Source organism: Terriglobus sp. YAF25 (genome assembly GCF_052113305.1).
Lineage (GTDB): Bacteria > Acidobacteriota > Terriglobia > Terriglobales > Acidobacteriaceae > Terriglobus.
Genome location: NZ_JBFRCY010000199.1, coordinates 1 through 14204 on the forward strand (window position 1 = coordinate 1; position 14204 = coordinate 14204).

Annotated in this window: 12 protein-coding genes and 1 pseudogene; 5 read left to right on the forward strand and 8 right to left on the reverse strand. The window is 59.3% G+C overall.

The window, feature by feature from the left end; translation table 11 throughout:
- Together AB4043_RS10290 and AB4043_RS10295 are read left to right on the forward strand one after the other, a co-directional pair.
- Nucleotides 1-1533, forward strand: a pseudogene (locus AB4043_RS10290) (TonB-dependent receptor); the annotation flags it as partial.
- A gap of 148 nt (nt 1534-1681) precedes the next feature.
- Nucleotides 1682-3193, forward strand: a complete 1512-nt coding sequence (locus AB4043_RS10295; protein WP_442301576.1) for an APC family permease — start codon at nt 1682-1684, stop codon at nt 3191-3193.
- A 12-nt stretch (nt 3194-3205) separates the two neighbouring features.
- On the opposite strand, the gene AB4043_RS10300 is transcribed toward AB4043_RS10295, so the two are convergent.
- The 6 genes from AB4043_RS10300 to AB4043_RS10325 all read right to left on the reverse strand — a co-directional run bounded on the left by AB4043_RS10300 (nt 3206) and on the right by AB4043_RS10325 (nt 10195).
- The gene (locus AB4043_RS10300; RefSeq protein WP_442306997.1) at nt 3206-5809 is read right to left on the reverse strand and encodes a DUF5695 domain-containing protein; all 2604 of its coding nucleotides are present in this window, start codon (nt 5807-5809) and stop codon (nt 3206-3208) included.
- Between the two features lie 86 nt (nt 5810-5895).
- A complete protein-coding gene (locus AB4043_RS10305; RefSeq protein WP_442301578.1) occupies nt 5896-6825 on the reverse strand; it encodes a dihydrodipicolinate synthase family protein in 930 nt (309 codons plus the stop codon).
- Nucleotides 6826-6834: 9 nt separating this feature from the next.
- Nucleotides 6835-8115 (reverse strand): NAD(P)/FAD-dependent oxidoreductase, encoded by a 1281-nt coding sequence (locus tag AB4043_RS10310; protein WP_442301579.1) that lies wholly within the window; start codon nt 8113-8115, stop codon nt 6835-6837.
- Complete coding sequence (locus AB4043_RS10315) at nt 8112-8360, reverse strand: (2Fe-2S)-binding protein (protein WP_442301580.1); 249 nt, start codon at nt 8358-8360, stop codon at nt 8112-8114. Before AB4043_RS10315 ends, AB4043_RS10310 begins: the two co-directional genes overlap by 4 nt.
- Nucleotides 8353-9471, reverse strand: a complete 1119-nt coding sequence (locus AB4043_RS10320) for an NAD(P)/FAD-dependent oxidoreductase (protein ID WP_442301581.1) — start codon at nt 9469-9471, stop codon at nt 8353-8355. Before AB4043_RS10320 ends, AB4043_RS10315 begins: the two co-directional genes overlap by 8 nt.
- A complete protein-coding gene (locus AB4043_RS10325; RefSeq protein ID WP_442306998.1) occupies nt 9458-10195 on the reverse strand; it encodes a proline racemase family protein in 738 nt (245 codons plus the stop codon). The genes AB4043_RS10320 and AB4043_RS10325 overlap by 14 nt, the downstream gene beginning before the upstream one ends.
- A gap of 99 nt (nt 10196-10294) precedes the next feature.
- On the opposite strand from AB4043_RS10325, the gene AB4043_RS10330 reads away from it, so the two are divergent.
- On the forward strand, nt 10295-11062 hold the full coding sequence (locus AB4043_RS10330; protein ID WP_442301583.1) for a GntR family transcriptional regulator: 768 nt from the start codon (nt 10295-10297) through the stop codon (nt 11060-11062).
- Nucleotides 11063-11179: 117 nt separating this feature from the next.
- On the opposite strand, the gene AB4043_RS10335 is transcribed toward AB4043_RS10330, so the two are convergent.
- The gene (locus AB4043_RS10335; protein ID WP_442306999.1) at nt 11180-12202 is read right to left on the reverse strand and encodes an Ldh family oxidoreductase; all 1023 of its coding nucleotides are present in this window, start codon (nt 12200-12202) and stop codon (nt 11180-11182) included.
- Between the two features lie 59 nt (nt 12203-12261).
- Between AB4043_RS10335 and AB4043_RS10340 the strand changes: the two genes are divergently transcribed.
- Nucleotides 12262-12630, forward strand: coding sequence for a hypothetical protein (locus AB4043_RS10340; protein WP_442307000.1), 369 nt, complete (start codon nt 12262-12264; stop codon nt 12628-12630).
- Nucleotides 12606-13580: a family 43 glycosylhydrolase gene (locus AB4043_RS10345; RefSeq protein WP_442307001.1), complete on the forward strand. Its 975-nt coding sequence runs from the start codon at nt 12606-12608 to the stop codon at nt 13578-13580. The genes AB4043_RS10340 and AB4043_RS10345 overlap by 25 nt, the downstream gene beginning before the upstream one ends.
- 311 nt (nt 13581-13891) lie before the next feature.
- Here the strand turns inward: AB4043_RS10345 and AB4043_RS10350 are convergent.
- Nucleotides 13892-14204: hypothetical protein (locus AB4043_RS10350; protein WP_442307002.1), on the reverse strand; the 313-nt coding region annotated here is incomplete at its 5' end.

Below are 14204 nucleotides of genomic sequence, written 5' to 3' on the forward strand. Positions count from 1 at the left end.
CTCCTCGTCCTACGGAGCTCCTCGTCCTACGGAGCGTTCTTCTATCAGAGCTTCTATCTGAATCCAAATACCTCGGGGCAGACAGGCACCTTTGCACCCGGTTCTCTTTCCCTGGGGAATACCCTACCGGCACGCGGCCTTTCACCTGCAAGCTATCTGCGTACAGAGCCGTTGGCCGACTTCACCTTCCTGAACTCGATCTCGGCTGCGGGCATGGATTACAACATCAAGCAGCCATATACGCAGAGCTGGAATTTTGGTTTTGAGCGGAAGTTTGGAAACCGCGCCGTCGAGGTACGATACGACGGAAATCGGACGCTGCACCAATGGTTGGCGATCAATCCCAACGAAGTGAATGTCTTCGAGAACGGCTTCCTGGCGGAGTTCCAGCGGGCGCAGGCAAACTACGCTGCGAGTGGTGGCACAACCTTCCATGGCAGTAACAAGACCTCAATCTTTGAGGCCGCCTTCGCCGGTGAGCCCTCCGGAACCTATGGAGGCGCGGTCGACTACGAGAACGCCGATTATCTGAACTACGTCAAAACGGGGCAGGTCGGCGCGTTGGCCAATGTGCTGAGCGGCATCTCGGGAACGACGACCTACTTCTGCAATCTGGTAGGATCTTCCTTCTCGCCCTGCGCCAACAACGCCGGATACACCGGCGCCGGCGCGGGCTATCCGATCAACTTCTTCCAGGCGAATCCATATGCCGCGGGCACCAGCACCAGCCTGATGAAGGCTGTGGGATATTCGAACTATCACTCGCTGCAGCTGGACTTCCGTCAGCAGAACTGGCATGGCTGGGTCTTTGATGCGAACTATACCTTTGGCAAGGCGCTAGGGATCGGTTCGACGCAGAACTATACTGCGGGCGCAGACAACCTGTTGACTTTGCGCGACCTCAGCAAAGGATACGGACCAACGCCGTACGACATTCGTCATGTCGTGCACCTTACGTCGTCGTATGATCTGCCGTTTGGAAAAGGAAAGACGTTCCTCAGCTCGAACAACCTGGTCAGCCGTCTTGCAGGCAACTGGACCCTCGGATCGATCATGATTATCCAGACCGGCGCTGCGCAGCAGATATTCGGCGGTAACGCGACGTATAACGACTATGCCGACGGCGGCATACGGCTGGTCGGTGTTACTGCGAAGGATCTGCAGCGTGCGGTTGGAGTTCACCGTGTGCCGGGTAAGACCTACGCCCGGCTGCTGGATCCGAAGTATCTGTCTGCCGGCGGAGCCAACCAGAGCTACATTCAACCGAACACTACGCCGGGCACCATCGGTGAAAGGCTCTATCTATATGGTCCACGTGCGTTCTATCACGACATGTCCGTCTCCAAGAGCTTCCCGGTCCATGAACGTATTCAGGTGAAGCTGCAGAGTGAGTTCCTGAATATCTGGAATCACCCTGTCTTTGGAAGTACACCTAACTCGTTCGGCAGCAGTGTGCAGAGCACGAACTTTGCCAACAGCGGAGTCACCAACCATCCTCGCTGGATCGAACTACGCGGCAACATCGAGTTCTAATCGAGCAACAACAAAGTTGCCCGGCACGCCAGGCGTAGAGCCTCCGTGCCGGGCATTCCTCTTCTTTCAACACAGTCGACGAATCACGAACAGGCTGCCGTGGTATCAAAGAGTACGTCATACAACGCGGTTGCACAGAGGGCAGTGAATGGAGCAGCAGCATCTGAAGCGGGAGAGCGAAGGCGCCGAGTTCCGCAAGGCATTAGGTCTGTTCGACTCTGTAATGATCGTGGCCGGGGTCATGGTGGGCTCCGGTATCTTCATCGTCAGCGCGGAGATCACGCGGCAGTTGGGCTCAGCCGGCTGGCTGATGGTGGCGTGGTTGATCACCGGAGTGCTGACCATCGCCGGGGCTCTCAGCTATGGAGAGCTGGCGGCCATGATGCCATCAGCCGGTGGCATGTATGTCTACCTGCGGGAGGCGTTCTCACCGATCTTCGGGTTCCTGTATGGCTGGACCCTGGTGACAGTGATTCAGACCGGCACCATCGCTGCCGTAGCTATTGCGTTCGCGCGCTTCAGCGGAGGGATCTTTCCTGCCATCTCTGAGAAGCAATATCTGATCGCACCGATCCATCTGGGATCGTCGTATGCACTTTCGCTCTCGACAGCACAGGCGTTAGCGCTCGTGATCATTCTTCTCATCGCGTTGATCAACACCTATGGGGTCGAGTGGGGCAAGCTGATCCAGAATGTTTTTACTGTGGCGAAGCTCACAGGCATGGTGGCGCTGCTGGGCCTGGCGGCATACGCGTTCCTGCGGAACCCGCAGATCTTCCATGCGAATTTTGCGCGAGCATGGACTCCAATCCATGTCACCGCCATCGGCAGTACGGAGATTGCTACGGCGTGGGGCATGCTGGTGGCGCTGTGTGTCTCGCAGACCGGTTCGCTCTTCTCGGCGGACTCCTGGCACGACATCACTTTCGTCGCAGGAGAGGTGCGTAACCCGAAGAGGAATCTTCCACTGTCGCTGGCGATTGGAACCTCGCTCGTCATTGGGCTTTATCTGCTGTGTAATCTTTGTTACCTCGCAGTGCTCCCTGTCGAAGGGATTCAGACCGCATCGCAGGATCGTGTAGCGACACTCGTGGTGGATACTGTTCTGCCTGGAATCGGCAAGCTGGCCATGAGCCTGCTGATCATGGTCTCGACCTTCGGCACAGTCAATGCGCTAACCCTCGCAGGAGGTCGTGCCTATTACGCAATGGCGCAGGACGGATTGTTCTTCCGGCGCGCCGGTGTCCTGAACCGGGCGCGGGTCCCGGGATGGGCTCTCGGATTACAGTGCCTATGGTCGCTCCTGCTGGTACTGCCACGGACCTACAACGCAGCTACGGGAGAGTATGGCAACCTCTACAGCAACCTGCTGGATTACGTAATCTCGGCGGCGCTGCTGTTCTATATCCTTACCGTCGCCGGACTCTTCCGTTTGCGAGCGACGAAGCCGGATGCAGTACGGCCCTATCGCTGCTGGGGATATCCATGGCTGCCGGCATTGTATCTGGTAGGAGCGGCGATCGTGCTGGCAGTGCTCTTCTGCTATCGCACATCAACCACATGGCCTGGCCTGATCATCATTTTGAGTGGCATCCCGGTGTATGCACTGCTGCAGCGCAATGCTTCGAGGCGTAACCTCGGTGAGGCTGTTACGGAGTAGTCTGTGGGTACCTCAGCGGCTAAAGCCGCATACTTCGCGGCTTGCGCGCGGCATGGCTGAAGCCATGCCCTTAAGCAAAACAAAAGAGGCAAAGGCATAAGCTTGTTTATTGTTCGCGCAACGCGCGAATGCCTTGCTTAAGGGGACGGCTTCAGCCGTCCCATATAGAACGTTGCCGCCGAAAGCAAGCCAGCCCAGCGAGGGATTCTGCATGAGATATGCACCGGTGTTGAGCGCATGGCCGAGGAAGTTCGGACCGTAGTCGCCGGTATATGGGTCGTACTGCATGCGATCGGGATATGAGTGAAACGCCGCAGAGCCGAAGCCCTTCTCATCGATGTTCGCAAGCGGACCCATGACGCCGCCGTAACCCGCGCGCAGCAGATAGAGATCGCCAGGATGGACGCGATACTCGCTGAGCAGCGGAATTGCATTCAAGCCTGATCCGTAGTGATGTAGCTGACGCTCGATGCGCGGATACTTCCCGCCATAGAGAAAGTCCCAGTAACGGCGGGCGCTGCCGTTATATCCCCAGGAGGGTACGACCGGCGTATAGGCGAGGATGGCATTGAGCGTAAGGTCGGCCTTTTCTTTGTAGCCGAAGTAGCGTGTCCAGGCGTAGACCTCTTCCTGCCCGGTCGAATCCCATGGCATTTCGCTGCCGAAGGGATACGGCTCGTGACTCCACTGTTGTGCGCGTTCGCGCATCCAGCCTTCCAGCGTAGAGGCTTGTTCGGTCCAGCCTTCCATCTTCAGATCGTGGAGCAGCAACGTGAAGACGGTGCCTTCCATCTGGCCGAACTGCGTGTAGTACGGCGCCTGCGACCGCATGGCCATGGTGGTCTCATATGCGTGATCGAGATACCACTTCCAGTCCTGCTTTGACGTAAGGCCAGAGGTATTACGCGCGATGCGGTAGAGGGACCAGTATGCAGCGACGACATGCGGATAGTTGAATGAGCGGCCCACGTCGGCAGCATCCTTGCGATTCCAGCTGGTCCACGTGCCCCAGTTCATCGACGTGTCGTAGTACCCGGCGGGCATCGCGTCCGGCTGGTAGTAGAAGAGGCTCTTGTGAACACCGAACTTCTGTGGGCCTTCGCTCTCCTGCAGGTGACCCCAGACGGTTTGATTCACAAAGGCCTCGAGTTTACGAACCTCCTCCGGATCGGGTGCAATGGCTTCCTTCATCGCTGCCGCCAGCCACGACCCTGCTCCGCCTTCATCGCTCAGTCCAGCGATCCATACGCGAGACTCCTGAGAGAGCTGTTTGCCGGCATCGTTGTCGTAGCTGATGACGGAGGGCGAGCGATGGAATGGATCATCGGGCTGCTCAAACCACTGCTCGTGAAAGAGAAAGCGGCCGAGATCGGCGACCGTCTGTGTCTCCGGCTTGATGGTGCGATAGGCGATGGTCTGTACATTGCCATCCCCATAGGTGATGCGTAGTCGAACTCGTCCCCAACGAAGACCACGAACGGTGTAGGCCTGCGTCTTGCCGTCGGGCGCCAGGCCATCGTGATGGAGAGAGAGTGCGCCTTCCGGCTCGCTGACGATGCTGGTGACTGGACTCGCCGAACGAAGGAAGAGCCGGCCATCCGTATCCTGCGGCAGGATGTATCCGGGAATGCCGATGGCGACCGGACGTCCGTGAGCTGTGAGCGTCGCTTCAATCTCGCGCAGCGATGGAGCGACGAACAGATGCAGCGTATAGGTGACACTCTTACCCGGCTGAAGCACAGCTTCCGTCGGTTGGTTCCACTGCTCGGCGCCCTTCCAGTCGGTGTCGGCGAAGCCCGCGGAGTGGATCATCCACTCATACGAACCTTCGAAGGTCATACCGCGTTGCGTAGGATCGTTGAGGAGCAGGCCTTCACCACCACGGGTGACACGCTTATCGAGGATTGGCCTCCAGGCTTCCAGTGGCGCATGGCCCTCGGGCGCGATCAGAAGCGCGGGGCCTTTGCCGGAGAGACGTGCAACCTGAACATAGCCGGCATCCCGACCGATGTAGGGGTCATAGAAGGAGCAGGTCGTGTAGCTCTGTTCGAGCGTGCGACCGTTCATGATGTTGTTGAAGACCATCGGAACGCCAGTGCCGCCAAGGTGAACAACTTTGTGCGTGCGATTGGTGAGCGTGTAGCTGAGATAAATCTCGCCATTCCGAATGGACCACTCCCGTACGATACGAAGCGGAATCTCTGCCGGAAGCGTTGCTGCAAGGTCAGCGCGGAACACCGCTGGTGTGCTGGCGAGAACCTGAACAGGCTTGCGGCGGTAGGCGGTCGAGTAGTCCTTCCATTCGGTAGAGGCATCATCGCGAAGCCGCAGATCGAGGTCGCCCAGATGGTAGAAGGTATCCGCCGAGCGAGACGTGAGCAGGTCGCCGGGAGTGTAGTCCAGCATCGGATCTGCCGCGGGCCTCAGCTGTGCCACGGTGCCGGAGTAGGCAAGCAGCTCCAACGTGAGATCTTTCGCTTTCAGCACCACGCGGCCGCCATCGAGCATGGGGCCAGGCGGAAGAGGCTTGGGAGGCTGTGACCAACTCAGGGTGCTGCTTACGAGCGAGGACAACAGGACAGCACGAGACAGGCGGAACAACGGAGAGAACCTCACTGCGACTCCTGAAGCTGTATTCAAAGGGGGAGGGCTAACCTTGCGGGGGCGGCTGCATGGAGGGGATGCAGCCGCCGTCTGCTGACTTACGCCTGCTGCAGAACAGGGAACGGAGTGGATTTGACCGAAGGACGGTTGGCCATTGCCGTTGCCAGCACTGCCTTCACCTCTTCAAGCTCTGCGCCAACGATCTCGAGCCGCGGCGGCCGGACCCTGGCTGTGCCAGTGCCGGTCTGCTCCTGAACCCACTTGATGAGCTGGACGAACTTCGGCACGGTGTCGAGGCGGAGCAAAGGCAGGAACCAGCGATAGAGCTCGAAGGCCTCCTGATGTTTTCCCGCCATTGCAAGCTCGTAAAGCGCGACGGACTCAGCGGGGAAGGCGTTGACCAGACCTGCGATCCAGGCACTGGATCCGGCCGCAATCGCTTCGACGATTGCGTCATCAACACCGGTGCAGATGGTAAGGCGATCATCAAGGATGGCGCGGATCGCGGTCACGCGGCGCACATCAGTGCTCGATTCCTTGATGGCGTGCAGGTTGGGGAACTCCTGCGCCAGCTCTTTCAGCTGCTCCGGAATGTAGTCGGTCTTATAGGCAACCGGGTTGTTGTAGAGCATGCAGGAGAGCTTCGTTGCCCGGATGATCGCCGCGATGTGAGCCTTCATCTCGCGCCAGTCGGTGCTATAGACGTAGGGCGGAAGCACCATCAGGCCAGCGCAGCCGAGGTCTTCTGCTTCCTTTGCCAGACGAACGGCGGCTGCCGTCGAGAGAGAGGAGATGCCGGCGACCACAGGAGTTCCGGTCTTCTCTGAAGCGCGAAGCGCCGTCTCAAGAATGGCCACCTTCTCGTTATGTTCCAGCGTTGCGCCCTCTCCGAGAGAGCCAAGCATGACCAGGCCGGTGCATCCGTTTTTCAGCATCCACGATGTGTGCTGGAAGAGCAGTTTGTGGTTGACGGCGAGGGAGGGTTCAAACGGCGTGGTGACTGCGGGAATCACTCCGGTCCACTTCATAGAGATCTCCTAACGGGCTGATGGTGCGTTGAGCGAAGAGGTTTCGTCGCAGAAGGCAGCGACAGGAATCGGAAAAAGAGGTGTGCGGACAGAGGTTGGCTGCCAGCCGAAGAGCGCCTCTGTTGCGGGGCCGCAGATGCGGCCCTGGCATGGACCCATGCCGCACCGGGTATGGAGTTTGGCGTCTGTCCAGTTGGAACGCGTCTGCAGTTGGCCGAAGGTGACATCTTCACAACGGCAGACGATCGTCTCCTGCGAAGCGAGCCTGAGCACTTCAGAACGAAGCCGGAAGGCGTGCGTCAGACGGCGGCCAAACGCAGCTTCCTTTGCGCGGCGAGTGAGCAGGCGCATCGGGAGGGGACTGCAATCTGCGGCTGCAAGTCCTGCGATCTCCCCTTGAACCTGTGCGGCATCAACACCCGCGATGCCAGTGGGTTCACCCGCACAGTAAATGCCGGCGACCGAAGTTTGCTGTTGCGAGTCGACCTGGACAAAGCTGCTTTGAAGTGTGCATCCCAGCAGTTGAGCGAGCTCGGTATTCGGTACAAGATGAAAGCCGCAGGCAAGCAGGTCGCACTCAACCGTCCATGTCCGCCGGCCGTTAGTCAGTGTGACGGAGCGCAACACCTCACCGCCCTGCGCCGCGACCGGCCAGCAGGCTGTCTGGTACGGAGTGATACCAAGAGTCTTGCGGTAGCTTGCACCCTGCAGCAGCTTACTCGGACTGCGCAAGAGCGATGCTGCAAAGGGCAACATCTGGAAGAACGACGCCTGTTCGGCGACGGTGACGATCGAGGCCCCATATTCCCGCAGATGAGCAGCGACAGCGAGTAGCAATGGACCTGTTCCCGCGACAACGATCCGCTTTCCTGCAACTGGATATCCGCCTTTGACGAGAGCCTGCAGACCCCCAGCACCGAAGACTCCCGGCAGGGTCCATCCAGGAAAAGGGAGAAAGCGTTCTCGCGCACCGGTAGCGAGGATCAGGCGATCCCAACGATAGGTCTCAAAATGGCCTCCGGCCTCGGCCAGCAATGTGGATGGCGAAGGTACATCGACGATACGGCGGCCGGGAAGCAGAGCGGCTCCGGAGGTGTGAAAGGCTGCTATCGCGTCGCCACGCGCGGGGTCCTCGTGGTGGGGCCGCGTGATATCCGCACGCCAGATCTGTCCGCCGGCTGCGGGGTTGTCGTCGAGAACGGCAACACGGCAGCCATTGCGCGAAGCCGCGGTTGCCGCGGCAAGGCCGGCGGGACCGGCTCCGATGACCAGAACATCTGCCGGCTTCATGGCTGGGTCTCCACGCGCATGCCTTCCTGGCATACGGTCTGGCAGGTGCGAGTATGCGGAACTCCGTTGACGACGGCGCGGCACTCAAGACAGATTCCCATGCCGCAGAGTGCGGTGCGGGGCTCGCCCGTAATTGAAATACGGCAGGGCGCAGATGCCATCAACAATGCCGAGCTCAGCATAGAGCCGGCAGGCACAGAGATAGGCGATCCATTCACATGAATGACGACCTGCTGATCAGGCATGAACCGCCTCCTGCTGGATACGCGACGGTAGATACGCCGCAGCATCGATGACCGATGCTCGGCCAAGAAGAGCATCAATGGCAAGTACGGCTGCTCCGGGCGCATTGGTGATACCAAGTCCCTCGAAGCCCATGGCAAGAAACAGCGTAGGATCCGCCGTTGGTCCAATGAGCGGAAGCTTATCCGCCGTCGCAGCGCGATGGCCGGTCCACACGCGAATCCCCGAAAGCCCTTTCAGGCAAGGCATGTATTCGATGGCGCGTTCGAGCATGCTCCGAAGTATGGCGTGGTTGATCTCGCGGCTCTCGTCGCCGTACTGACGCGACGAGCCGATCAGCAACTGGCCGGTAAGCCGGGGCTGGATGTTGAATGCCACTGAGTCGGCCGTGAGCTTATGCGCGCTCTTCAGATAGCCGAGCTCAACCAACTGATGGCTCACCACGCCGGGGTATCGGTCGGTGATGAGCAGATGGCCCTTTCGTTTTTGGATAGGCAGCGACGGCAGCAGATCGATAGAAGCACCGCTGGCAAGGAGAATCCGCTCCGCTTCGATGGAGGTGCCGTTCGCAAACTGAACACGCCCTTTGCCGCAACGCACAACCTCATGGTCGGAGAGAAACACAACGCCCAAACGCCGTGCTTCGGAGAGGAAGTATTCCGTGGCTACCGGAGGATAGAGCACTCCATCGTCAGGAACCAGCAAAGCGCCGGCGAGCCCGGAGCGAAGATATGGCTCAGCCTCGGCCAGTTCACGAGGATCGAGAACCTGTGAGGCGATGCCGGCGCAGGCGTAGGTCGTCTGTTTCGAGAAGACCTCGGCCATCTCTTCGTCATCGGCCGCGATCCACAACGTGCCTCGTGACTCATACTCCACACCTGCGGGAAGTTCCGGAGCCATGGTTCGCCACAAGGATCGTGAGTAAGCCGTGAGTGCAAGTTGGGCCGGGGAGTCGTCCATCACGACAACGTGGCCCATGCCGGCCGCAGTTGTTCCTCCACCGACGACGCCGCGTTCGACGATGACCACCCGCAGGCCGGCGCGTGCAGCTTCCAGTGCGCACGCGCAGCCGACGATACCGGCGCCGACGATGACGAGATCAAAACCAGGCATTAGAACGCGATTCCTTTACCGAAGGGATCGCTGGAATCGAAATAAAGCTTCGACTCCGCCGTAATCCACGCGAGACCAACTCGATGTGATCAATCAGTGCGCCATCGGCTCCGGTGATACCGTTCGCGATCAAAGCTTCGCGTATTGCTGTGGTGAGTGTGACCAGGGGACTGCGGTTGGCGGCGATGAGATCCTGACCGTGATCGGCGACGAGGAAGAACCAGTTCCCGCCCCAGGCGATGTCGCCGGTGAAGGTGCCGTAGCCGGGAACATCGACACGGACTGCTTCGCGATACCGATATGCGGGCACGTTGCGCACAGAGACGCTGCCATCTGCATGCAGTTCAGTGTGAACATCTCCAACGGGAGTCTCGATCAGGTGCTTACCCGGGCCAATGCGCCCGAGATGAGCCAGCGTGATAACAAGACCAATCGTGCCGTGACCGCACATGCCCAGATAACCGACATCGTTGAAGAAGATGACCCCGGCCGCGGCATCAGGATTGACGGGCTTACAGAGCAATGCTCCGACCACGACTTCGGAGCCGCGGGGCTCACAGACGACGCCGCTGCGGAAATGATCATGCTCAGCCTGAAACCGCGCCCGGCGTTCGGTCAGCGGTCCGGAGCCCAGGTCTGGTCCACCTTCAATGACAACACGGGTCGGTTCCCCGGCCGTGTGTGAGTCCACGACGGAGACGAAGACAGGCAGTGGCGATGGCATGCCTGAATTGTAGACGAAGTTGGATACAAATACGCCTTTTTCATTCAGGGATGCCCGCCCGGCCATCGTGCGCTACAGTAAGGATTGAGAGAAAGATACGTGAAGAAAACCGCTGCTGGGCCAACAAAAACCAAGACTACCGCGGTGCGGACGGTATCTCCAACAGGCGAGCGAGAGAAAGCCGAGCACGGCACCAGTCTGCTGACTGCGTTCCAGGAGATTCGTGAGCTGATTGTTCACGGCAAGATGTCGCCCGGGACGTGGATTGTGGAAGCGGACCTGGCGGAGCGTCTGGGCATGAGCCGTACGCCGGTACGGGCGGCGATCCACTGGCTGCAGCGCGAAGGCTATGTGCTGGAGCAGCGGAACGTAAGCAAGTCCAGGATGATCGTCTCTCCGCTGACGAAGGAAGATGCCAACGAGCTCTACTTGATTATCGGCAGGCTGGAAGGACTTGCGGGTCGCGGCGCGGCGCAGGCTTCGGCGGAAGACCGGGAGAAGCTGGCGGATACGCTGGAGAATCTCAACCACAAACTGGCCGCAATCTCCAAGGGCAAGGGACGTACGGCAGATATCTTCGACGTGGACCGCGACTTCCATCGCGCCATTGTGCACGCCGGCGCAGGTCCGCGGCTTGCTACACTGCACGGCGCGGTGGAGCCGCAGGCGGAACGTTACTGGCGCCTGTATGCCAGCTCCATCATCACCGATCTGCATATGTCGGTTCGCGAACATGCCGCCATCATCGCGGCGGTGCGTCGCGGCGATGCCGATGGTGTAGAGGCCGCGTTGCAGAACAACTGGATCAAGGGCGCGGACCGGCTCGGGCACGTCATCGACATCTTTGGAGAGCGCGGTAGCTGGTAACTCTAGAGCATTTTCCCTGTTGGGTGGGTCGCCCGACAAGGGTGTGCAGAGGCGTTTTCATTSCGGAAAACGCCCATAGATGCGGAAACCCTRCTCTACACCTACAGGRAAAATGCTCTATCGACCCAGGCCTGCGAGTTCCTCATAGAGCGCAGCCGGAATGTGCACGCCTTCCACAAGGCTCCTTTTGCGGGCGATATAGCGTCTCTGTGATGGCAGCCGCGCRCCCTGCCCGACAATCTGCTGAAACAGCGCCTCCGCCTGATCGGCTGAGGCAGGGGTGTCGCTGAATCTGGAGCCGTCAATTGCCAGGATGAGTTCGCCTCCAATCGGCGCTGCACCCGCACCGTCATCCATCAGGAGAGACTCTTTGCTGGTGAGGTCTCCGATGAGAGGACCGGCGAGCAGTTCCACCATCAGCGCCAGGGAAGAACCTTTGTGACCTCCAAACGGCAGCATGGCTCCGGCGGCAATCGCAGCGGGGTCGGTGGTAGGGTTTCCATCGCGATCAATGCCGCAACCGGGAGGGAGCTGTCTGCCTCCGCGGCGATGAAGTTCCAGCTCTCCGCGCGCGATGGCGCTGGTCGCGAAGTCGAAGACGAAAGGATCTTGCCCCGGCCGAGGCYATCCAAAGGCAAGAGGATTGGTACCGAACAGCGGCTGTGTACCACCGGCGGGCGCCACCCAGGCATGGTTGGAGGTCATTGCAATCGCGACCAGATTTTCGCTGGCAATGGCTTCCACCTCCGGCCAGAGGGCGGCAAAGTGGGCACACCGGTTGAGCGCCAGCGCCGCGATGCCACAGCGGCGAGCCTTCTCGATTAGCAGCGGGCGACCGGCTTCGAAGGCGAGCTGTGCGAAGCCGCCATCGCCATCCACGCGGACAAGTGACAGCCCCGGCTCCGTGACGGTGGGTTTCGCATGCCGGTTGATCTTCCCAAGCTGCATACTGCGGACCACGGAGAGCAGCCGGTAGATGCCATGCGCACCACAACCATCGCGTTCTCCCGCAACCAGCGTCTCCGTAACTCCAGGAACCTGCGCGGCGGAAAGACCGTTCTCAAGCAGGATTCTGCTGGCGAAATCTCTCAGCTCGTCGAGGGACATGTGAATCGTAGCTTTGTCAGTTGTCTGGTTCATCCGCGAAGCCTTTTAGAAAAACAAAATCGTATACAAAACGATAGAATCATTGTATCGCTATGAAGCACGTGGCCTGCTGCCTCACCCTTGCCCTTCTCGGTGGTTGCGTTGCATTGCGGCCGCAAACGGTTCGTGTGATCCATAGCAAAGGCAATCCTATCCTTGCGGATGGTCAGTATTACTCAGCCGACCCGGCGCCGCTGGTAGCAGGTGACACGCTCTACATTCTTGCAGGCCGCGATGAGGCGCCTGCCGATGTGAATGACTTTGTGATGCGGGAGTGGCAGCTGCTGTCGACGAAGAGCGTCTCATCCGGTGCTTGGATGCACTATCCGGCCATCCTGCGGCCCGAGACGGTGTTCTCATGGGCAGAGGCCGGGCATGCCTATGCAGGTTGCGTGGTATGGAGCTCGAGCAAGATATGGTGACGCCGAAGGGACCGGAGATTTCGGTTACGGCTCTCAAGGGTTTCTTTGAAGCTCCGTGGCTGTTTCGACGCGGTGATACCTATTACATGATCTATGCGGCGAATAATGCCGGCCCTGATTCCAACTGCACCCGTGCGATCTATCACGCATGCATTGCCTATGGGACAGCAAGCAATCCTCTGGGCCCATGGACCTATCGCGGCGTGCTCCTCGATCCGGTCTCGAGTACTACTTCGCATCCGGGCGCGATTGCCTTCCAGGGGAAGTGGTACCTCGTGTATCACACCGCAGATGCAAAGGGCGGCGGGCATTTCCGTCGTAGTATCGCAATCGACGAGATGCGATGGGATGACAGCTCCAACCCGGCCCGTATCGTAAAGGTGAAACCGACGCGCGCTCCTGGCCCACCGCCTGTTGTTACCAGAAATATCGCTCCCGTGGCAGAGGCACATGCCTCCAACGAACCGATCCCGTTGCAGTATGCGCTCGCAGCATTGAACGATGGCCTCGTCCGTAAGAATCCTTTACCGCCGGATATATGGGCATCGTGGTCTCTGCACAACCCACCAACGCAGTGGATCGAATATGACTGGCCTCACCCGGTGCAATTAAACGGATCGCGAATCTGGTTCTGGAACGATCAGCCTGCCGGATCGAAAGTCGGTGTCGCACCGCCCGAATCCTGGCATCTTGAGTATTGGACAGGGAATCACTGGCAGCCCGTTGAGGATGCCACCGCTTACGGAACGAAAGCCGATGCTGTGAATGAAGTGAGTTTCCGAACCATCAAGACGCGATGCCTGCGTAGCATCTTCCATGCATCGGGCGAAGGCGAAACCTATGCCGCTGTGGCCATACAGGAGTGGGAGGCACTGGCGCCGCATGCGGCAATGCCGCAAAAACAGATATCAGCATCTCCCTCTCCGATCAGCCGTTGTTCTAAGGAATAACTACTGTAGAGAAGTTGGCTGACGCCTGGTTCGTTATGGATGACAAATTTTTTGCCAGGACATATTCACAAATTCGATTTCACTGCGGAGTTATAGAGCGGGCCTTCAGCCCTTTAACACCTCGGGGCCGGAGACCTGGGGCGTTGCCCCAGGCTGGTATAGAACGCGCCTTCAGCGCTTATACACCGGGGTCTCTCACTCGTTCATCTCAGTGAACGTGTTCGCTGGGATGAACGCTCACAGTCGGGTGGGAAAGGAATTCCCTAAGACTCTGCTGGCTAGGATGGTGAAGTGAAGAGCTCGCCTCGCCCCTATCGCCGCTCAGGTGGTTCCCACGCCCAATCCGGCAACGGACCATGCTGGATTCTCGGCGCGGCTCCCGGAGGCGTGATCCTGCTTGCGGGCCGGCTGCGAAGCTCGGCATACTGCGTGCGAGTCGTATCCGGGAACGATTCAAGCTGCCGGTCGATCTCGGCGAGCAGACGCTGCACAACATCACTATGACGATCGGCAATATCGAAACCCTCCATCGGATCTGATTCGAGGTTGTACAGCTCCGGTTGCGGCAAAAGATAATGCTCCCGGCCCATTCCCTGATCGTTGATGTAGATCTCGCCGGTACCC